Annotated in this window: 15 protein-coding genes; 10 read left to right on the forward strand and 5 right to left on the reverse strand. The window is 26.9% G+C overall.

Going from position 1 to position 23,812, the window contains the following annotated elements; genetic code table 11:
• Positions 1-210 precede the first annotated feature (210 nt).
• The 4 genes from Q0J69_RS06175 to Q0J69_RS06190 all read left to right on the forward strand — a co-directional run bounded on the left by Q0J69_RS06175 (position 211) and on the right by Q0J69_RS06190 (position 5,110).
• Complete coding sequence (locus tag Q0J69_RS06175) at positions 211-1,305, forward strand: ankyrin repeat domain-containing protein (RefSeq protein WP_297205150.1); 1,095 nt, start codon at positions 211-213, stop codon at positions 1,303-1,305.
• Between the two features lie 128 nt (positions 1,306-1,433).
• Entirely contained in the window at positions 1,434-2,351 is a 918-nt protein-coding gene (locus Q0J69_RS06180; protein WP_297205152.1) for an Rpn family recombination-promoting nuclease/putative transposase, read from the forward strand.
• A 97-nt stretch (positions 2,352-2,448) separates the two neighbouring features.
• A complete protein-coding gene (gene icd, locus Q0J69_RS06185; RefSeq protein ID WP_297205153.1) occupies positions 2,449-3,708 on the forward strand; it encodes an NADP-dependent isocitrate dehydrogenase in 1,260 nt (419 codons plus the stop codon).
• 58 nt (positions 3,709-3,766) lie between these two features.
• Positions 3,767-5,110 (forward strand): citrate/2-methylcitrate synthase, encoded by a 1,344-nt coding sequence (locus Q0J69_RS06190; RefSeq protein ID WP_297205154.1) that lies wholly within the window; start codon positions 3,767-3,769, stop codon positions 5,108-5,110.
• A 123-nt stretch (positions 5,111-5,233) separates the two neighbouring features.
• Here the strand turns inward: Q0J69_RS06190 and Q0J69_RS06195 are convergent, their stop codons facing one another.
• Positions 5,234-5,659, reverse strand: coding sequence for a PepSY-like domain-containing protein (locus Q0J69_RS06195; protein WP_297205155.1), 426 nt, complete (start codon positions 5,657-5,659; stop codon positions 5,234-5,236).
• A 405-nt stretch (positions 5,660-6,064) separates the two neighbouring features.
• Here Q0J69_RS06195 and Q0J69_RS06200 point away from each other — a divergent pair, with 405 nt between their 5' ends.
• Complete coding sequence (locus Q0J69_RS06200) at positions 6,065-6,193, forward strand: hypothetical protein (RefSeq protein WP_297205157.1); 129 nt, start codon at positions 6,065-6,067, stop codon at positions 6,191-6,193.
• Positions 6,194-6,236: 43 nt separating this feature from the next.
• Complete coding sequence (locus Q0J69_RS06205; protein WP_297205158.1) at positions 6,237-8,624, forward strand: polysaccharide pyruvyl transferase family protein; 2,388 nt, start codon at positions 6,237-6,239, stop codon at positions 8,622-8,624.
• A gap of 498 nt (positions 8,625-9,122) precedes the next feature.
• On the opposite strand, the gene Q0J69_RS06210 is transcribed toward Q0J69_RS06205, so the two are convergent.
• Entirely contained in the window at positions 9,123-11,684 is a 2,562-nt protein-coding gene (locus tag Q0J69_RS06210; RefSeq protein WP_297205159.1) for a hypothetical protein, read from the reverse strand.
• 200 nt (positions 11,685-11,884) lie between these two features.
• Here Q0J69_RS06210 and Q0J69_RS06215 point away from each other — a divergent pair, with 200 nt between their 5' ends.
• From Q0J69_RS06215 to serB, 3 genes are all read left to right on the forward strand, one after another.
• Positions 11,885-13,030, forward strand: a complete 1,146-nt coding sequence (locus Q0J69_RS06215) for an alanine--glyoxylate aminotransferase family protein (protein ID WP_297205161.1) — start codon at positions 11,885-11,887, stop codon at positions 13,028-13,030.
• A gap of 288 nt (positions 13,031-13,318) precedes the next feature.
• Positions 13,319-14,923: a phosphoglycerate dehydrogenase gene (gene serA / locus Q0J69_RS06220; protein WP_297205162.1), complete on the forward strand. Its 1,605-nt coding sequence runs from the start codon at positions 13,319-13,321 to the stop codon at positions 14,921-14,923.
• A gap of 11 nt (positions 14,924-14,934) precedes the next feature.
• On the forward strand, positions 14,935-15,555 hold the full coding sequence (gene serB, locus Q0J69_RS06225; RefSeq protein WP_297205163.1) for a phosphoserine phosphatase SerB: 621 nt from the start codon (positions 14,935-14,937) through the stop codon (positions 15,553-15,555).
• Between the two features lie 7 nt (positions 15,556-15,562).
• Here serB and Q0J69_RS06230 read toward each other — a convergent pair whose 3' ends face one another.
• Positions 15,563-17,821: a transglycosylase SLT domain-containing protein gene (locus Q0J69_RS06230; protein WP_297205165.1), complete on the reverse strand. Its 2,259-nt coding sequence runs from the start codon at positions 17,819-17,821 to the stop codon at positions 15,563-15,565.
• Positions 17,822-17,994: 173 nt separating this feature from the next.
• Between Q0J69_RS06230 and Q0J69_RS06235 the strand changes: the two genes are divergently transcribed.
• Complete coding sequence (locus tag Q0J69_RS06235) at positions 17,995-19,383, forward strand: aldehyde dehydrogenase family protein (RefSeq protein WP_366030331.1); 1,389 nt, start codon at positions 17,995-17,997, stop codon at positions 19,381-19,383.
• Between the two features lie 68 nt (positions 19,384-19,451).
• Here Q0J69_RS06235 and Q0J69_RS06240 read toward each other — a convergent pair whose 3' ends face one another.
• Together Q0J69_RS06240 and Q0J69_RS06245 are read right to left on the reverse strand one after the other, a co-directional pair.
• Complete coding sequence (locus tag Q0J69_RS06240) at positions 19,452-20,603, reverse strand: SpoIID/LytB domain-containing protein (protein WP_297205168.1); 1,152 nt, start codon at positions 20,601-20,603, stop codon at positions 19,452-19,454.
• 70 nt (positions 20,604-20,673) lie between these two features.
• Entirely contained in the window at positions 20,674-23,661 is a 2,988-nt protein-coding gene (locus Q0J69_RS06245) for a YidC/Oxa1 family membrane protein insertase (RefSeq protein WP_297205170.1), read from the reverse strand.
• Positions 23,662-23,812 lie beyond the last annotated feature (151 nt).

Genomic DNA, 23,812 nt, shown 5'->3' on the forward strand with positions numbered 1-23,812 from the left:
AAATTGAGAAGCTGGCAGATTTAATTGTCAGCTATATTTAAAAATAAAAAATCGAGCATCTGTCAGCTTTAGCTGATAGATATTTTAAGGCGAGATTTTTTATATATAATAATAAGTTTATCGCTAGCAGCAATAAGAAATTAATGTTTTCTTTACTTTTATATTTAGTTGTGATATGATAATAAAAAATAATAATTAAGGGGTAATTAAATGAAAAAATTAATTATAACAGCTTTAATATTAATAAGTATAATAAGCTGTAATTCTAAAAAAACTGATAATACAGAAGTAACTACATATACTAATGCCATTAATACCAATAATACAGAAATATCTAATAATGATGAATATGTTGAAGATAATAATACTGAAGAAATTAATACTGATACTGCCGAAATTAGTGAAGTACCAGGATGGGATTTAGAGGCTTTTAATGATCTTAAAAATGTAAAGGATGCACAATCTTTAAAAAGCTTTGAAGAGAAACATGGAGAAAGAAGTTTAATAATGGCATTACAATACGGTGATAAAAAAATGGTTACTCAATTACTTTCTTACGGTGTTAATGTTGATCAGACTTATGTTGATAATGATAGTCCATTAAAAACAGCTTCTGCAAAGGGAGATTTAGAACTTGTAAAAGAGTTTATAAAAAGAGGGGCAGATGTTAATTTTAGAGGAGAAGGAAATATTGATGCTTTACATTCAGCAGTAATGTCTACAAATGAAAATAGTTTAAAAATAATGAAAGAATTATTAGATGCAGGTGCTGAAGTAGATATTGAGTACGGCTGGGAAGAACCTTTTCCTATATTATTTGAAACAATTGGATATGTTGGAGAATCAAAATGTGATTTAGATAAATTTAAAATGCTTGCTGAATATGGAGCTGATATAAATTATGTTGATAATTATGGCTATCCTTTAATTCGTTATGCTGTTCAGTCAGGCTGTTTGGATATAGTAAAATATTTAGTTTCAAAAGGAATTGACCCTGCTATGAAATATGAACTTAAAGAATACTATCCAAATGTAAATATTTCATTATTGGCTAGTACTCTTTATAATAGTGATACTTTAATGGCAAAATATTTAATAGAGCAAGATGCAGATGTAAATACTCCTACACCTTCAGAAGATGGTTATCCTTTACTGCTTCAGGCTATTGACAATGGAAAAACAGAGCTTGTTAAACTTTTAATAGAGAATGGAGCAGACACTACAGTTGTAAACAAGGAAAATAAGACGGTATTTGATATAGCTAGAGAAAAAGGTTATGATGATATATTAGCTTTAGAAAAATAATAAAAATTAAAAAATCGAGCTGCTGATAACTTTAGTTGTCAAGCGAGTTTATCACTAGCAATAATAAAAGCGAGCATAACAACAATAAAAGACTTTAGAAAAATAATAAATTATAATATAATGAAATTATGAGTGAAACAAAAAATATTAATGTATTAAATGATTATTTTGTGAGATATCTATTCTCATCTAAAGACAGTAATCTTATATTACTAGATTTTATTAATTCAACAATGCTTGATTCTGGCATGAAAACTTTTAGAAGTGTAGAAATTCTTACTCCGTCGCCAAAGGCGGGCAGTCGCCTTAATTATAAAGAGAATTACGAGGATAAAGAAAGTATAGCACCGAAGGTGGCACGCAAGGTGGACAGATGTCGCAGACGCCCTGATGTTAAATGCATTACTCAAAATGGAACTGTTGTTATTATAGAAATACAATTACAAGGCAATTCAAGATTTCCAGAACGCATATTATATTATTGGGCTTCCAATTACAGTAAATTATTAAAACATGGTGAAAAATATGATGCTCTTACCCCAGTAATAAGTATTAATTTACTTGATTTCAATTTAGATGAATCTGATAATATACATTCCTGCTATATGATTTATGATACTAATAATAAAAGACTTCTTACAGATCATTTGCAGATACATATAATAGAATTAAAAAAGTTTAAATATAATTTACTCAAGCCTGATTTGAATTGCTGGCTTAAATTTTTTACTATGAAAGATAATAAGGAGGCAATTATGTCTGAATTAGTTAAAGAAAAACCTATAATGGAAGAAGTACAAAAAAGATATAACAACTTCATAAAAGATAGGCTAATGATGAACGAATATGATAAAAGACAGGCATATCTATATGGAAATCAAATAATGCTTGAAGAAGAACGAAGATTAGGAAAAGAAGAAGGTATTAAAGAAGGTATTAAAGAAAACCAAATAACAACAGCAAGAAATATGAAAAATGATAAAATAGATTTCAATACTATTTCTAAATATACTGGATTAAGTGTAGAAGAAATAGAAAAATTGTGAAATTTTTATTAATAGATATAAATACTTATTTATTATAATATAATAAAATCAATTTCATTTATAACAATAAATTAATTAAAAGTAATAGGATTTTAATATGAGCAAATTAGAAATGAAAAATGGTAAATTAATAGTACCAAATAAAGTAACGATACCTTTTATAGAAGGTGACGGAGTCGGAGCAGAAATTACACCTGTTTCACAAATGATAGTAAATGAAGCTGTAAAAAAAGCATATAACGGTGAAAAATCTATAGAATGGAAGGAAGTGCTTGCTGGAGATAAGGCACAAAAAGAATTAGGTACTCCCCTTCCTGATGACACCATAAATATTTTTAAGGAATATCTCATAGGTATAAAAGGACCTTTAACTACTCCTGTTGGAGAGGGAATGCGTTCTTTAAATGTAACACTTAGACAGACTTTAGATTTATATGTATGTTTAAGACCTGTAAGATGGTTTAAAGGAACTGATTCCCCTATAAAAAATCCAAGTAAAGTTAATATGGTAGTATTTAGAGAAAATACAGAAGATATATATGCTGGCATAGAGTGGAAGACTGGCACAGAAGAGGCTAAGAAATTTTATAACTTCCTAAAAAATGAAATGGGAATAACAAAGGTAAGATTCCCAGAAACTTCATCTTTCGGAGTAAAACCTGTATCAGAAGAAGGTTCTAAAAGGCTTATACGCTCTGCTATAGAATATGCCATTGAAAACAAACTTCCTTCTGTAACATTAGTTCATAAAGGAAATATAATGAAGTTTACTGAAGGAGGATTTAAAAAATACGGATATGAACTTGCAAGAAAAGAATTTGCCAATGAAACTTTCACTATGGAAGAATATGGTGAAATAAAAAAAGAGTTTGGAGAAGATAAAGCAAAAGCAAAATTAAAAGAAGCCAAAGAAAACGGAAAAATCATAATAAAAGATAATATTGCGGATGCTTTTTTGCAAAACACATTGTTAAAACCTGAAGATTTTTCAGTAATAGCTACATTAAACTTAAACGGTGATTATATATCGGATCAATTAGCAGCAATGGTTGGAGGAATCGGTATAGCACCGGGCGGAAATATCAATTACAAAACAGGTCATGCTATTTTTGAAGCAACACATGGTACTGCACCTGATATAGCAGGAAAAAATAAAGCTAATCCTTGTTCTTTAGTACTTTCTTCTGTTATGGCATTAGAGTATATTAATATGAACAAGGCTTCTGAGTTAATCATAAATGCATTAGAAAGATCTTTTGAAAGCGGATATGCTACTGAAGATTTGGCTAGCTTTATGAATAATGGAGTATCGCTTGGTACCAAAGAGTTTGGAGAAAAGATAATTTCTCTATTATAATTAAAAACAAACATTATATTTTATAAACTAAAAAAATAATTTTAAAAGGAGTTTATTCATGAGAAAAGAATATTTACTTTATAAGCTGTACGATCATTCTAGTAAACGTATAAAGATAGATAGTGAGCTTTTTCAGAAATATAATGTAAAAAAAGGCTTAAGAAATGAAGACGGTACTGGTGTATTAGTAGGGCTTACTAATGTTGGGGACGTTGTAGGATATGAGAAGGATGCAGAAGGTAATGTTTATCCAATAGACGGAAAATTGTATTATAGAGGATACAGTATAAATGATATAGCAGATGATATATTAAAAAATAAGCGTTTAGGTTATGAGGAGATATGTTATCTTCTTCTTTCTGGAAAATTGCCTGATGAAGAAAGACTTAACTCTTTTAAAGAACTTATATCAGATAATATGTATTTAGATAAGAAAACTATTATGAATATAATTGATTTGGAAGGTCAGAATATTATGAATATATTATCAAGAAGTGTACTTGAAATGTATATTCATGATCCTAATCCTGAAGATTTATCATTAGAAAACTTAATGCTTCAGTCTATACAATTAATAGCAAGGTTTCCTGCTGTTATTGCCTATGCTTATAATATGTATAAGTATAGTGTATCTCAGAAATATTTAACTATAACATTGCCTAAGCCAAAATATTCCATAGCCGAAAACTTTTTATATATGTTAAAACAGGAATTTACTCCATTAGAAGCTAGAATGCTGGATTTACTTTTAATTCTTCATGCTGATCATGGCGGCGGTAATAATTCAACATTTACAGTGCGTGTAACAAGCTCTGCAAGAACAGATACATATTCAAGTATATCAGCAGGTATAGGTTCTCTTAAAGGAGATTTGCATGGAGGGGCTAATGCAAAAGTAATGGATATGTTTATACATTTAAAAGAAGCTATAGATGATTGGGAAGATAAAAATGAAATAGATGATTATTTAATAAAAATGCTTAATAAAGATGCTTATGATAACAGCGGATTAATTTATGGCATGGGACATGCTGTTTATACATTATCTGACCCTAGGGCTGTTATATTAAAAGATTTGGCACGTCAGCTCGCTAAAGAAAAGAAAAAAGAATGCGAACTTGAATTTTTAGAGCTTATAGAAGAAAGAGCAGTAGAATGCTTTATGAAAGTAAAAGGAGATAAAAAAAGAGTTTGTGCCAATGTAGACCTTTATTCTGGATTCATATATGATATGCTTGGAATACCTCAGGAAATTTATACTCCCCTATTTGCTATGTCAAGAATTGTAGGATGGTGTGCCCATAGAATAGAAGAACTTAATTTCGATGACAGAAGAATAATAAGACCTGCATATAAAAATGTTATTGAACCTCAGGAATTCGTTAGTATGTCTGAAAGATAATAATTTTTATATTTTGTAATTAAAAACGGACTTTATTTTTTAAGTCCGTTTTTTATGCAAAAAAATTACAGGATATTAAGAATTAACCTAATATCCTGCTTTGTATATGGGATGGAAAGTAAATCAATCGTCAAATTTCTGTCCTATTAATTGCCCATCAGCAGATATATAAAGCTCCATCATATTGTTTAGCTTTATTTCATAAGTACCCCATTTTTTTTCAGCACTAATAATAACAGTTTGTGGATATGTATTTCTTATTGTATTTGCTACATTAGGCGGAAATACATTATAAGGTATCCCCACATATTCTGCATCTATTTCATTCCAATCTCCGTTATATAAAAAATCGATTTTTATTCCATTTGATAATTCCACTTCAAATTTTCCGTCATCGCTTTCTACATACCAAATTTGGGCATCTGAAAAATTCTGAGCTATAAACTGCCTAGCCCTTTCAGGCAAAGATTCTGCAGGTATAACCCAATCTGCAAACAAGCTGCTAAAGGAGATCATTGTTAATATAATTATGACTTTCAATATTCTCATAAACAACCTCCCCCTCTTTCTTTATACCTATAGTATATCATATTTTAAATTATATGTCAATATTTTTTACAAATATTTTACTTCTTATTTACAACTAAAAATAGACTAGCTTAAAAACTAAATTTGTTAATATCTATAGTTTTTTAATTTAATATTTTTTAATTATAGTTGAAGCACACTTATTGCAGGTGTTGGCAGGCGAGAAGCATATGAAGTACGACCGCATATTTATATATTAAAACTATAATTATACAATATATAAAACATAGTATTTGTAAGTATAAAATTATTAATATTGTCAAGTAGTTTTGAAACAAGTCTAATATATGAATTAATTAGCAGTATATAGCTTGTATTAATTCACATATATGTTATAATAAATATATATTAATTATGGATAATAAAATGTTAACAAGACAAGACAAGACAAGACAAGACAAGACAAGACAAGACACTTATCTAATATATAAATTAATAATACATCATATATTAAAAATTACAACCAATGTTTCATTTAGAATGAATCTAAATTGAGGCATTGGTTTTTTTGTGTTTTAAATAACTTTGGGGGATATATATGAAGAATAATAGTGTTGATATAGTATATAAAAAAGAATGTACAGGATGCTCTGTTTGTTATCACGCATGCCCGCATAATGCTATAGAAATGATTGAAACTAAGGAAGGTTTTCATTATCCTGTTGTTTTAGAAGAAAAATGTACTGACTGTGGATTATGTGTAAAAAAATGCCATGCTCTTAATGATAATTTCAAAACTGATTTCAAACAGCAAATATATGATGTTAGAGCAAATGATGAAATAAGAATGAAAAGTTCTTCAGGAGGAATGTTTACTCTTTTAGCTGATTATGTATTTGAAAATAACGGATATGTATGCGGAGCAAGTTTTACTGATGATTGGCTTGGTGTTGAACATATAATTATTAATGATAAAAAAGATTTATATAAATTAAGAGGCTCTAAATATATAGAAAGTAATTTGGGTAATACTTTTATAGAAATAAAAAAATTATTGAATGAAAAAAAACAAGTTTTATTTACAGGCTGTCCTTGTCAAGTGTCAGCTTTATATTCATATTTAGGTAAAGATTATGATAATTTACTTACAGTTGATTTACTTTGTAACAGCATAGTGCCTCAAAAAGTATGGGTAAAATACTTAAAAGAACTTTTTACTGACGAAAAAATAAAAGAGATAGAATATATAAGTTTCAGAAATAAAGAAAAATTCGGCTGGAATTCAGACCATAAAATATATATCAAATTTAAATATGGGGAGTATTTAGTAAAAGGATTTGATAGTATATATATAAAATCATTTCTTACTCATGTATCTGTAAAAGAAGAATGTTTGCATTGTAAATATAGAAAATATGAAAGAGCAGGAGATATTAGTATTGGGGATTATTGGGGAGTAAAAGATAATGATAACAAAGGTGTATCTTTAGTATTAATAAATACAGATAAAGGTAATAATGCTTTTAATAAAATAAAAAAATATTGTAAACATAAAGATGTTACAAAACTTAAACCTTCAAATGGAGGAATAAATGGTAAAACAATAATATTTGGTAGTAGAAAGTACTTTTTTCATAATTTTGATAAAGAAAGTTTTAATGAATTAGTTATAAATTCTAATAAAATAGATATATGTTTAATAGGTTTTTGGTTTGCTAATAATTATGGTGCTATATTAACTTATTATGCCTTATATAAATTATTGGAAAATCTTGGATTTTCAATATCAGTATTAGATTCTTTAGATAAAGATTCTAGTTATTATGATTATCATAGTAAAGGAATTGCTAGAGAATTTGCTGAAAAATATTACTTTAGTATATTTAATAATATAAATAAAGAAGATTTATATGAGTTAAATAATAAATGCAATATGTTTATAACAGCTTCTGATCAATTATGGAATAATGAAATAAAGACATCTTATCACACTAAATATATATATTTTTTGGATTTTATAGATAATAAAAAGAAAAAAATAGCAATTTCCACATCTTTTGGAGATAACATTACTAATTTAGCTGATGATATTAATTCAAAAAGTAGAATTTTTGTTAATCATTATCTTGATCAATTTGATCATATCTCATTAAGAGAAAGCAGTGCTGTAGATTTTTTTAAAAAGGAATTAAATTTAGATGCTGATTTTATTTTAGATCCTGTATTTTTAGCGGATATGGAAGAATATTATAATTTAATTAATACTGTTAAGGAAGAGTGTACAGAAGAGAATTATATATTTGCTTATCTTTACGGCTTAAATTCTCATATAGAAGAAATCAAAAATATTGCAAATAAAATGAATAAAAAATTAATATGCTCTAATTTTAAAGAAACTCCAGAACAATGGCTTCTCTTTATAAAAAATGCTTCTTTTGTTATTACAGATGGTTTTCATGGCAGCTGTTTTTCAATTATTTTTAATAAACCATTTGTATGCGTTAGAAGTGATTATTATTCAAATAATTTATTTAGAATAATGGATTTATTAAGTTTATTAAATTTAAAAGAAAGAGTAATTCCTAATTTGAGTATACTAGAAAATAATTTAGAAAAATATTTAAAAATTGATTATGATGAAATCAATAAAAAAATAAATATAGAAAAAAATAGATCTTTGGAGTGGATAAAAAATGCTATTTTCTCACCTAAAGTTATAAAAAATGATATTCATAAAGAAAATTTATTGAATTTATTAATATCAAAAAATATAGAATTAGATAATGAAAATAAACGATTAAACAATGAAATAAAAGAAAATAAAAATTGGATAAGATTCTTTGGAATATATAATAACAAAAATTATATATATATTTACATATTTGGTATTAAATGCGTAATTAAAGCTACTGAAAAAAATATTAATAGGATAGCTTGGTGGATACCTGTGAGAAAGTGGCGTGAAGCTTTTAGAGATAAATTCTAAAAATTATATTAATAGTTATGAATTCCTATAAAATCACTATTAATAAAATTTAGTATTTTGGTACTACATTTTTAAAATTGAAATATAACATAGACTTATTTATATCATATAATGAAATTTTTACTTAAAAAGTATAAAAGTATATAGTTATATATTTAGTAAAGTTTCTACAGAAAATAATGTACTTGTTTCAAAAGTACTTGACAATATTAACTGTAAAATTTTTATAATTTAAAATTATAAAATACAATATTTTATATGTTGTATAATTTATTATTTTAGTATATAAACATGCATTCCTTCGACGCCGTCGTACTTCTGACAACATCCGCCGTAGGCACGTTTAGAGAGGATACTTCTTCGGCACGCGAATGTGTGCTTCAACTATAATTAAAAATTTATAAATATTAATAAATTTAGTTTTGAAACAAGTCTAATAATAAAAAATAGCCCCTATATGTATAATATAGGAGCTATTTATATATTATTTTTTAATGTTTAAATATTTCTTTTTATATAAATTATTGAACTGACAGCCGATACTATTATAAATATAAACCAGCATATAATAGTGCTGTATAAATATTTTCTATTAGGCGTGAACTCAAATACAACATTGTTATCCCCAGCATCTACATATACTCCCCTAAATAGAAGATTAGCATTTAAAAGCTCTCTTTTTTCTCCATTAACAGTTACAGACCAGTCTTTATTATATCGCTCTTTTGATACAAGAACTCCTGAATCTGGTGTTTTTACATTAAATACTATTTTATCATTGCTCTCTTCAATAAGCTCCACACTATGTATCGAATCTGGATTATTTAAAGTTATATTATTATTAGAATTATTAAGTAAAACAACCTCATTAGCTAAATTAAAATTAGGCATTGTAAGTCTTCCTAGTCCGTCATTAAAATCTCTAGCATTGTATGCATTATTAACGAATTCATATTTATTTCTATATCCTTTAAGCTCATATAAAACAGCAGCAGAAAATTGGTCCTGATATTCTGTAACTTTTGAAACATCATTAGAAATCACAGACTGATCCAAATATGTAGGACTTAATATATATCTTACTCCAAGCAAATCCATAAGTCTAGGCTGATAACCTACATAATCATTTATTCTAAAAGCTCCAAAAGTATCTGTTATATCTTTTGATAATCTGCTTGCTGCAGGAGGCTCTGTTAATGGTATATTATAATATGGCATTGTATGAGTTGTATATCTGTATAAATAAGGAATCAATATAGGCATTGTTGTTTCATTCCCACCCTCTTTTAATATATGATCAACTATAGGAGTAGAATTATACATTTGATTATAATTAGATTTTACTATAAACATATTTCCGCTTTGAGTTAAATCTAAAAATAACACCGCCATAAACATATAAGGCAGATATTTATAAAATAGATTTTCTCTATTTGCAATTATAATATAGAGAAATGCAGCTATACATCCAATTATAAGAAATCCTATATCTCCTGAATCATATACGGAAAATAATATGAAACCTATAAATGGAACTATAACAGCAAACTTATCCTTTATAGTTATCTCCTTTAAAGAAATTGCATTAGTCATCAAAAGTAAAGTAGTTGCAGACATAAGCATCAATCTTATAAATGACATCGATATATTTTTTGCTATTAAAGAAGCATTTTGCTCTTTCCAATCTGCAACAAAACTGCTGTATATAACACCATTTGCAAATATTGTTATCAATGCAAATACAACTGATAGAATAGCTATTATATACATTATCTTTTGAGCAATGGATATATATTTATAATCATCTTTTAAGTATTCTATTAATTTATCATTATCTTTTGCTTCTATTGCTTTGAAAATATAATCAGCAGCAAATGAAGATATTATTGCAAAAGGAATAGGTATAATTTCTATAAATTTATTAGGGTTTCTGGCATCTCTGAATATAGGTATTTGAAATAAGGCTCCGTATATTAAAGGGAAATATCTTCCAAAACTTGCTGTCAAAAAGAATAAAGCCGTACCAATCCAAAAATATTTTTCACTGTATTTTTTTCTGCTTATAAATACTGCGAATATTATAAAAATAAATGTTATATAACCTATATTAGCAGATGTAAGAGAAAAATTTGATGTTTTAGGTTCTCCTTCCATATTTGCTATTCTTCCCCAATAAGGATGAGTTTCGCTTCCAGAATAGTAACCAAAAAAACCTGGTATAAAAAATCCTAATATTTCTTCAGGAGGATATGACCATCTTGTAGCCCATTGCCATAACTGATTCTTATTTTCAACTCCTGCAGCCCCCATATCCTGAGTATTTCTTGTAATCATTATTATCTGTATAGACATCAAAAATGAAAATACTGCAACTAATACAAATTTTGCACATAAAAGAATTATTCTTTTTAAATCCATTTTAATAAAATCTATTAATTTTTTATCATTTTTTTTAGAGTATAGTAAATATAAGAAGTAGCATGCTAAAAATAAAGAAAAATACATAGCAACATCTAAAGCACCGCCTAAAAATGCAATACCTAAAAATGCCCCAGTAAAAAAGAAATCAATACATTTTTCAGTATTCATAGCTTTAGAGAGAAAGTATAATACAAATGGAAAATAACAATAGGTTTCAAATTTTCCTAAATGTCCAGGAAGTATAAGGGTTATGATAGCATTGGAAAACATTAAGGCAATAGCCCCAAACATAGATGCTTTTATTGATAATCTCTTCTCTCTTAAAAATAAAAAAAGTCCGTATCCCATAACAGCTATATGAAAAATTATACTAACTTGAGGATATATATCATTAGGAAGTAGTGCTATAAGTAAAGATTTGGGATGAATTGGAACTGCTGCCGATGTTGCTATTGTAAAATAGGCATTATTCCAAAAATATAAGTTTCCGCTGAATATAGCATCTTTAATATTCTTTATATCCCAAAGAATAACATCTCCCATTTGAAGATATGAAAATGTTAAATTACTGTAGAAAAATAGTATAGAAAGCAATATAAATACAATAGGATACATAATTTCTTTTTTTAATGATTTCATTATTTTATAATTCCTTTGATTAATATGAGATTTTGTTATCATAACTTTTTCAGATAATAAATAATATACAAAAGATTGTCTATTGTCAAGGAGTTTTTTATAAAAATATTACTTAATACAGTATTGTAAAAAACGTATAAATATAATATAATAATACATACCCTATGCTGTATTTAAAATATTTTAAGGAGAATTTAATAATGAAAGATAAAACATTTTTGATGATACCCGGTCCTACACCTGTACCTGAATCAGCATTAATAGAAATGGCTAAACATCCTATGGCTCATAGAAGCAAAGAATTTTCAAATATATTGAAAGAAGTTTATGAAGATTTAAAATACGTTTTTCAAACTAAGAATGATGTATTTTTATTTACAGCAAGCGGAACTGGTGCCATGTGTGCTGCTTTAGAAAATCTTATCAATGAAGGCGATAAAGTATTATGTTTATCTATTGGTAATTTTGGAAGCAGATGGGCAAAAATTGCGGCAAGCAGAGGAGCTGTTGTAACAAAAATAGAAGCTGAAGCTGGAGAAGTAATAAAACCAGAAATGCTGGAAGATGCTTTAAGTAAAGATAAAGAAATAAAAATTGTAACTCTCACACATAGTGAAACTTCAACAGGTGCTGCTAATGATATAAAAACATTATGTTCTATTATCAAAAAACATGGAGCATTATCTGTAGTAGATGGAATAACAAGCTTATGTGCTATGGAGTTTAAAACTGATGAATGGAATATTGATGTTGCAGTATCAGGTTCTCAAAAAGGATTTATGATTGCCCCAGGACTTTCTTTTTTAACTGCAAGCGAAGAAGCTTTTAAAATGCATGAGAAATGCAAGTATCCTAGCTTTTATTTTAATTGGACAGAGCATAAAAAATCTTTATCTAAGGACACTACTCCATTTACTCCAGCTGTTAATCTAATAACTTCTCTTCACACTTCCTTAAAAATGATAAGAGAAGAAGGAATTGAAAATGTTAATAAAAGGCACAAAAAACTTAGCATGGCATTAAGAAATTCTATAAGAAGCATTGGATTAAAATTATTTGTAGAAGCTGATAATAATGCTAGTCATGCTATAACCTCAATACTTCCTCCAGATGGTATAAGTGTTCCTGATATAAGAAAAACATTAAAAGATGATTATGATATAATTGTTGCAAATGGTCAGGGTGCTTTGGAAAATAAAATATTTAGAATTGGAACTTTAGGATTTGTATGCGAACGAGATTTAATAATGGCAGTTGGTTCCTTAGAGGCTAGTTTAATTAAACTTGGATATAAGTTTGAATTAGGAAGCGGAGTTAAAAAATTAATAGAGGAATTAAATAAATAATAAATAGTTTTGATTATTTTATATATTCTAATATAATATAAGTTTATAATATTATATTAGAATATTTTATTTTTTAATAATAATTTATTATTGATGAGCTTATAGGCTTTTTTGAGCATAACAATAATGAAGTGAGCTGAAGCTATCTGACAAACTTATTTGGCAGATAATTATAGGACCTTATAGGTGGGCGAACATAACAATAATAAAGTGAGCCGAAGCCATCTGACAAACTTGTTTGGCAGATAATTATAGGCGTAGGTGAACATAACAATAAAGGAGATAAAAATGAAGGTTTTAATAACTGATAATATAAATGAATGCGTTAAAGATATAATAACATCTGTTGCCGAAGCTGTATTCCTTCCTACAATGAGCGAAGATGAGATTGTAAAAGTTATAGGAGAGTACGATGCCTTAATGGTAAGAAGTCAAACTAAAGTAACAAAAAATATTATAGAAGCTGGAAAGAATTTGAAAATTATAGGACGTGCTGGTGTTGGAGTTGATAACATAGATGTAGAAGCTGCTACCGAGAAAGGAATAATAGTTGTTAATTCTCCAGATGGGAATACTATAGCAGCATCAGAGCATACTATAGCATTGATGCTTGCCGTATCAAGAAATATAGTTCCTGCTGTGGTTTCTACTAAAGAAGCCAAATGGAATAGAGATAAATTTACTGGAAATGAGCTTTTTGGTAAAACGTTAGGCGTTATGGGATTGGGAAGAATAGGAAGAAAGGTTGTGCATATTGCTTTAGCTATAGGAATGAAGGTATTAGTTTATGATCCTTTTGCTACAGAAGATATAGTACAAAAAAGCGGAGCAGTTTATGAAACTTCTTTAGATGATTTTTTACCTAAACTTGATTATCTATCACTTCATATACCCAAAACACCAGAAACTAATAATATAATAAATAAAGATAATTTATCTAAAATGAAAAATAGTGCTATAATTATAAATTGTTCAAGGGGCGGACTTGTTAATGAAGAGGATTTAAAAAATGCTTTGGAAAATGGGATTATAGCAGCAGCTGCAATAGATGTATTTGTAAATGAGCCAAAAATAGAAACATGTCCATTAGTAGAATACAAAAAAGATAATTTGATACTTACTCCTCATCTTGGAGCAAGTACAAAAGAGGCACAAATAAATGTTGCAATAGATGTAGCTAAACAAATAAAACAGGTGCTATCTGGAGGCTATACAGAATCAGCAGTAAATATACCTTCTCTTAATCCAGAGAAGTTGGAGCCTGTTAAAGACTATATGAAGATAGCTGAAAATGCAGGCGAGATGATAATGCAGCTTGCTAATGGAAAAATAAAATCACTTGAAATAACTGCTCAGGGAGATTTAATTAATTTAGATATTCAGCCTCTTGAGGTAGCAATATTAAAGGGGGCATTATCATATATGTTTCAGGATGTTAATTATGTAAATGCTCCTTACCTAGCCAAGCAAAGAGGAATAGAAGTAAAAACAATAAAATCAGAAGCTCCTTCTACTTTCACAGGCATATTAAAAGTAAAATTAATAACTGATAAAGATACAACAAGCGTATCAGTTTCATTAATAGCAAAAAATATTGCCAGAATAGTTAAGCTCAATGATTATGATGTTATAATAAAGCCTCAGCCTCATATATTGGTAGTGCCTCATATAAACCAGCCTGCTATGGTTGCAAAAGTGGCCACAGTTCTTTCAACTGAAGGTATAAATATAGCTTCAATGAGTGTATCAGAAAATATAAAAGGAAGCAATATGTCTATAATGGCTATAAATGTTGATAGAGTTATAGGAAATGATGTTATAACAAAAATTTCAAATATAGACGGAGTACATGAACCTAAATATGTAAGACTCACGGCAGAATACACTTTATAAGGAAAAATAAAATGAAATTAGCAGTTTTTGATTTTGATTCCACATTAATGGATGGAGAAACTCTTGATATTATTGCAAAAGAAACTAACTTTGCAAAAGAGATTTCTGAAATCACCGCTATGGGAATGAGTGGGGAATTAGATTTTTTTGAAAGTTTGCAAATGAGAGTATCATTGCTTAAAGGAATAAAATTAAAAACTGTTAATGAAATTTGCAGTTCTCTTCCTATAATGAATGGAGCAAAAGAAACCATAGAAGAACTGCACAAAAAAGGATATAAATGTGTATGCTTCTCTGGCGGATTCAAAAATGCTACTGTTTTATTTGCTCAGAAACTTAATTTAGATGCTGAGTTTGCAAATATTTTTCATGTAAAAAACAATGTACTTACAGGAAAAGTAGGAGGTGAAATGATGTTTTCTGACAGTAAAGGCAATATGTTATTAACTCTTCAAAAACTTTTAAATGTTTCTTATAATGACACCCTAGTTGTAGGAGATGGGGCTAATGATTTAAGTATGTTCAAATATGCTAAAAATAAAGCAGCATTCTGTGCAAAAGATATACTAAAAAAAGAAGCAAATATAGTAATAGATAAAAAAGATTTAACTATTATATTAGATAATATATAATTCTATATTAATCCTTATAATACTTGCTGTAGTATTCATAACTTTTAATAACACGCTCTACATAATACTCAGTTTCTTCTATATCGATAAATCTGCCTGTACGGTACATATTGTTAGTTCCGTATTCTGCCTTCCACCTTCTTCCGCGTCCTGAACCTGCATTATAACTTGCTGCAACCAATATATAATTGCTTGCTTTCTGACTGCTGAAAAGCCAGCCTAAATGCGAAACTCCCAAATTAATATTTTGTTTAGGGTCTGTTAAATCTAAAGGATTATATCTGTATCTAGCTTTTTTATTTTCAGCTGTAGCCGTTGCGGGCATTAACTGCATAAGTCCCATAGCTCCAACCCAAGACCTAGCTTTAGGATCAAATAAACTCTCCTCACGCATTATAGCATATACAAATGCTGGCTCTATCTTATAATATTTAGCTTCTGGAACAACATATTCATCAAAATATCTAGGATAAACTCTCTTCCTAAACTCATCAGGAAGCAAATCCACATTATCATTATAAGGATATCCAAAATATTTGCCTATATTTGCAGATATCTGCATAAGCCTTTTCGTATTTTCAGAACTTATAAATATTTTCTCAGCAAAATAATATAAAGGATATGTTACCTGAGTTTTTTTTAATACTTTATCAAACTCTGTATATGCATTATCATAATCTCCGTAATAATAAAGAACTATAGCCTTATTAACTTCCCTTCTAGTTTGAAGAGAGAGTTCATTAAAGAGATCATTCTCGCTCATTTTAGAATACATCTCTTTTACAAATCTGCTTTGCATAAGTATATTTTTAGCTATACTTCTAGCCTCTTTTTCTGTTTTATCTTCTTTACCTGTAGAAGCATAAGTTAAAAACTGCACTTTATTAAGCATTTCCATAGATTTAGTAAAATTAGAATCAGCATAATACTTTTTAGCTTCGTTTAAATAATAAGTATTGCTAAGTTTTACATTACTAATCATTTCATCGCTTGCAAGACTTAATGCTCCTTTAATAAAATAATGGCTTTTACTGCTTAAAAGACTTTTCATTATATAGTCATCTCTTTTCTCATCATCTCCAAACTCTTCAGCAGTCCACATATTCCAAGATAGAGCAAAATCATGTCTAAAACTTGGATATCTTGATTCCAAAGCCTTAGTAGCAAAATAAGTTTCTGTTTTATTTTCTAATTTGAATGCAGCCCTTAAATATGATTTTAATGCCAGTTCTGTCTGCCAGCTTTTTGGAAATCTTCTCATAACATTAGTCAAATAAGTTTTTGCCTGAACTAAATTATTATTGTTCAAACTAACCTTTACAAAATTATTATATATCCTTGGAACATAATCATCTTTAGGATATTCCTTCAAGAAAGTATTATACAGTTCTATTGATTTTTCATAATTTTTTAATCTATCATAATTATCTGCAGAATAATAAAGTCCTAATCTTCTATGAGTTTTATTATTATCATTGGATAAATATTCATCAAATAATTTGGAAGCCTCTTCTCTATTGCCTGAAAGCTGATTTATTCTTGCCATATAATATGCAGAATTGGCTTTATTAGAATTTTTATTGTATAAATCCTCAAAATATTTTAAAGATGCTTTTCTGTATCCAGCCTCATAAAGCTCTGCAGCAACTTTAAATTTTAAAGCATTATTAAATGACATTATATCATCAGGATAGTTATTATTATAATAAATTACAGCTTCTCTATTTAAAAATCTGGTAATAAGTTCATAAGCAATCATTTGTTTTTTATCTTCATCATCAGTATTTCTTAAAGCTCTTACCCCAACAAACTCTTTAATCCATTTTTGAGTTTTTCCATTAAAAAAGTTGCTTATAGGATAATCATCTCTATAAAATTCTGCAAGTGCTTTATACTGCTCAGAATAAGGATACAATGATGAACGCGGATATTCATTCATAAGAAGATCATATAAATATATAGCTTCATCATACATATTAGTAGAAAATGCACTTTTTGCTCCGTAATATATGATATAATCTTTTATAAGTAGATCCTCTTCTGTATTCATTATATTTGTAAATTGATTATAAGCCTCTAAATATTTTCCTCTATTATATAATTCTAATGCTGTACCGTAATTTATTTTACTCTTTGATATTATATTTTCTTTTAATGATATATCTTCAGCAACAAGCATGGAAGTCATTATTATAACTATAGTTTCAAAAACAATGGCAAATATTAAAACTCTTTTATTAAAAATTTTTAGAACCTTATTTTTCATTTAACCTCATTCCATAATAATTTTTATATAGTAATTGTTATTGTATTATTTTTTTGATTTTTTGCAAATAAATTTTACATTTTCGATGCTTATTATGATTATATATTGCTTTATATAATAAAATAATATAAAAAAAATTATAGAATTTTATAGTGATTTTTATATATTTAAAAATAAAAAAAGGAGGAAAAATGAATATTATAGAATTAAGGGATAAGCAAAAACAATTTTTCAAAACTTCAAAAACATTATCATACGATTTTAGAATAGAGCAATTAAAAAAATTAAAATCAATACTTGTAAAATATGAAAAAGATTTCATAAATGCAATATATAAAGATATGGAAAAATCTGAATTTGAAGCTATAGGAACAGAACTTTTCATTGTAATGGAAGAAATTAATTTATTTATAAAAAATCTAAAGAAATGGATGCATCATAAAAAAGTAAAAAGCAATATGGTAACAATAGATGCAAAAACTACTATTATAGATAAGCCTTTTGGAGTATCATTAATAATATCTCCATGGAATTATCCAATACAGTTAACATTTCTTCCGCTTGTAGGTGCAATAGGAGCTGGAAATACAGCTATAATAGCACCTTCTCAGTTAACACCTGCTGTTTATGATGTAATATACAATTCTATTAAAAATACATTTGATGAAGAATATATTGCTGTTGTAGATAAAAGCATACCGCCTGAAAATGTAAGCAAGATAGAATATGATAAAATATTTTTTACAGGTTCTCCTAGAGTTGGTAAAATTATTATGTCGAATGCATCAGAATTTCTAACATCCGTAACATTAGAGCTTGGGGGAAAATCTCCAGTAATAATAGATGATATAAAAGAAAACAATTTTAATAAGGCTGTTAAAAGAATTATATGGGGAAAGTTTATAAACTCTGGACAGACATGTGTATCTCCAGACTATATACTGATAAGAGAAGATTTAAAAGAAAGATTTTTAAAAGCATTTGATGATGAAATAAAATTATTTAATGATGAAAAAAAGCTTCATAGGATAATAAATGAAAATCATTATAATAGATTAAAATCATATTTGAATGACGGAAAAATTATTTACGGCGGAGAATATGATGACAAAAATCTGTCAATTTCAATAACTTTAGTAGAGCCTAAAGATTTAGAAACTAATATTATAAAAGATGAAATATTTGGAAGTATATTCCCTGTACTTTATTATAAAACAAAAGAAGAAGCAAGAGATATAATAGAAAAAGTATGTTCTAATCCTCTTGCTATGTATATATTTTCTGAAGATGTTCATTTTAATTATTACTTTATAGAAAATATAAGTTATGGAGGATGTGCTGTTAATGACACTATAAGTCAGATATTAAATCCTAATGCTCCATTTGGAGGTGTTGGAAACAGCGGTATGGGTCAGTATCATGGATATTACAGCTTTAAATGTTTTTCAAAAGAAACAACAGTTATGACTAAAGGGTATGGTTTTGAAGTAAAAACAAAATATCCTCCGTATTCTAAAAAGATGAAAGAAGTTAATTTCTTATATAATCTAGTAAAAAAATAAAATAATAAAAAAGGCTTATATTGAAAAAAATCAATACAAGCCTTTAATTTTACTTAATTAATAAATTATTATTTTCCCCAAACATCTGGTTCAAATTCTTTATTGACTCTATTATAATCTACAATATCAACTCCATTATAATAGAATTTTAAAATTTCTTTATAATCTTTTTTAACCTGTGCCATACCATAAGCACCCCATTGACACATACCTACTCCATGTCCGCTTCCTTTACCAGTAATAATTATACCATTATCAACTTTTTTAATAGTAAAATTAAGAGAAGGAACTAATTTCGGAGAAAGTGTGCTTCTAAAATCTCTTGAAGTAATATCATTATTATCTATTTTAATATTAGTAGCTTTGCCTGATTTAGGATCAGTACTTATTCCAATAGAAGATTTTTCGCTGGCATGTACAGAATAATTAGCTAAATCATTATTAAGTTCATTGTAGCTTAAAGCATTAGTCCAAGGCTTAATTTGGGCATTGCAGTATGGACAAGATACTCCTTCCAAATAAGGCACAGCAACACCAAATAAATTTTCAGCACTGTCAGTATGTCCGCCGCATAAAGCACTGAAATATGTAGCTATAACTTTACCTTTATAAACAGCAATCTCATATCTTGTTCTGTCAACTGCCTGTTCAACAGACCAATTCATTTTTTCTTTGCCGTTATAAACTTGGTACTTTGTAGTATTATCAACATCAAAAGGAAGTTTATTAGCATTTTTTAATATATGGTACATAGCATAAGTACGTGCTGCAACTGCCTGAGCTTTTAATGCTTCCATAGGCCAGTCTGGAGACATTTCATGAGGTAAAACACCTTTGACATAATCTTCAATATTAAGCTCATTAACTACTATCATAGTATCATTATATGGAATAAACATCAAAGAACCATAATACTCAACACCATTCAAAGTAAATCCGTCCTGTGTTTCAAATACTATACCCTCTTTATAAACACCAACATCATTAACTTTTAATCCCAATCTATTTTCTACAACCATTACTTTTTCATTTGTAAGAGCAGAAATTATTTCGCTTTCATATTTATAGTTGTATGCTTTATAAGGACCTTTAATATCAATAGTATATGGAGCTTTTACATCCGTTAATTGTACTCTTATAATATTTTGATTTGCGAATGCATATATACTATTTAAAGCTAATAAAACTAGCAATAAAAAGAAATGCTTTTTGACTCCCATAATTTTACGCCTCCTTGCGATTTATAAACTTGTTCGTCAAAATTATCGGCTGTTTTAAAACTTACTTTATTTATTTTAATTCTATCTCTTTTGATTCTTTTGTATTCCAATCCATATTAAATCTCTTCCAATTATTTATATCAAATATATTATCTTTAACATAATAATAATTATCAAAATTATAGTAATTATAAAATTGTTTATGAATTTCCCATTTATTTAAATTGACTATATAAACACCATTTGTTTTATAATCATTTGTGATAATTTTATCATTAAATATATTCTTAATATTAGGTATATGTTTAACAGCCATATAAGGAAGATCTGCTATAGTCATAAAGTTTGTATCTATTTGTATATTTCCCTTGCTGTTAAAATCCTTATATATGAGCAGCGAATTAAATAAAGAAATAAACTTTGAACTATCGTTCGTGAATACTGTTGTATTAACATTTTCACCATGATCTGAAATTAGTATTATTTTTGTATTATCATAAATATTATTATCTTTTAAATATTCTATAAAATCAATTAAAATATTTATAGAAGCTATATTAGCATAAAAATGCTTAACACTCAAAGCATTTTTATAAATTAATAAATCTTCATCTTTAATATTTTTAGATTCTGAATAAGGTAAATAGTCTGAAGCAAAAAACTGAGGTTCATGTGTTATCATATTATGCAATATATTATAATAATTACCTTCTTCTTTTATATTAATAAAATCTTTAGTATTTGATAAAATAGCATAAGTATATACACTTGAATTAACATTAAAAATATCAAAATTAAACCAAGTTCCATTTTTATAAAAATCATATCTCAAATTTATAGGCAGCATTCTAAAGATGGAAAATCTAATCATTCTATTTTTTTGATTTATCTTCTTCTTATTATTAATATTAAAGTTAGTTATATTAAGATATTTAGAAATACTATAATTATCAATTCTATTATTATTATACGCATTTATATTACTATAACCATCAAATATGCTTAAATCAGGTACATCATTAAAATTAGCATAAGCTGGTTCTAATATAGATGATTTATAGCCATATTTTTCTAATGATAAAGGGAGCATCAAAAGAGCTTCATTATGTTTATCTTTTATACTATAATTCCCATTAGTACTCAATTCATAAGGCATATAACAATATCCTCCATAAATTGAAGCTATAGTAGTTGTATGTGATGAAAATGATGCTGTGTTAGGATAAATAATAAAACCATCTAATTTTTCTTTATACTCTGTAAACCTTTCCAAAGCGTCCATCCAATAAGAATTTATTGCTCTGTCAAGTATAAAAACAAATATATTATCACCTGTTTTTGATAAATTAAATATTTTTATATCATTTTTATTATATGAATTATCATACTTTACAATATGGCTATGAGATTTAATAATTGCATAGACTTTAAATATTGAAATAGATATAAATACTATTAATATTATATAATAAATATTTATAAGTATAATGCTTTTTTTATTCCTTAAAATAAAAATAACTAACATACTAGATAATACAATTAATATTATCATCAATAATATATCTTTAAAAGATGAAATCAATAATGAAGAATTATCAAATATAAAATCTGAATTTATATTTAAATAATTACCAACCATAATAAATGTATTTATTAATACAATAAATACTAAAAACATTAATAATAATGCTAAATAATTCTTTATTTTTTCAGAAAATAATAAATATATAAAAATTGGATAGAATAAAAAAAGGCCTAAACTTATTGATAAAGTATTCAATATTAAGAAAAAAGGATCAGTAAACTCCTGAGGGGAGGTACTTATTAAAGAAGTTGGTATAAATAAACCTGATAATAAAGATATTATTAAACAGGATAAAACTAATAATTTATTTCTATGATTAATAAAAAAATTATTAATATATGAATCTTTGAAAATAAATTGATAAATATTTCCTAAATTTATTATAAAAGCTAATATTAATAAAAAAATATATATATTAATAGAATATGATTTAGGTTTTAGATTATAATATATATCTATATTTCCATCTATAGAATCTATATCATTATCTAATTCTGCTATAGCATATTTAGTATTAAACCCATTAAATTCTATTTTTTTTACATGCTTTGTGAGTTTATTAATATTACCATTAAATTCAAATATATCACTGCTTTTAAATATTTTACTATAATATTTAACTTTAGCTGAATATAAATAATTATTGTTTTTAATGAAAATAAAATTAAAATCTGATAAATAGGCTTTTCTTTCTATTCCAGCTAAAGAAATAAGTAATATAAATAATACTGTAATAACAATAAAAAATATATTATAAAATTTTAATAATTTATATCTGTTAACTACAAATATATTATATAATCTATATTCTATAAATATATTTTTTACTAAAGAAAATAAACAATTAATAGTCCAGTAGAATAAAAGTGCAGAAGGTGAATTATAAAGAAGAACTAAAAATATTAATGACACTGTATATAATGGCAAACTCTCTTTAAATGTTAATTTTTTAGCATAAACTAATCCAGCAAGCAAACTAAATAAAGTCATTAAAAAAGGAAGCAGATTAATGCTAAAATCTCCAATATGAATTAAAGAGTCTGGTTTTGATAAGTCATTAATAAATAAAAAAGAAACCTCATTTAATCCTGATAAGCTATAAACAAAGTTATATGCAGCTATAAAAAATGGTATTTGTATTAACAAACCTAAAGTACCTCTAAAAGCATATATAGTCTTGTAACCATTAATTCTTTGGCAAGCTCGAATTAATAAATATCTCTGATCTCCTTTATATACTGCCTTGATATTGTCTATCATTGGCTTCATCTTATCCTGTATAGCCCTCTCTTTATCCTGCCAAGATTCTGCTATATTATATAATGGAAGCGAAATAAAATTTATACATAAACTAAGGAAAAATAAACTCATACCATAGCTGGATTGAAAAACTGTCTTAAATAAATAAAATAATGTTTCTATTATAAACTCTATTGGATATATTGTAATATTGTATAGAATATCAAAAAACATCACAAAACCCCCAAATTATTTTTTTGGAGTTTGTAATATTTTTTAATTTTATTATATAAATAAAATCTATGAGGTGTTGACTGTTGACTGTTGACTGTTGACTGTTGACTGTTGACTGTTGACTGTTGACTGTTGACTGTTGACTGTTGAC

The organism is uncultured Brachyspira sp. (assembly GCF_944388875.1).
Lineage (GTDB): Bacteria > Spirochaetota > Brachyspiria > Brachyspirales > Brachyspiraceae > Brachyspira.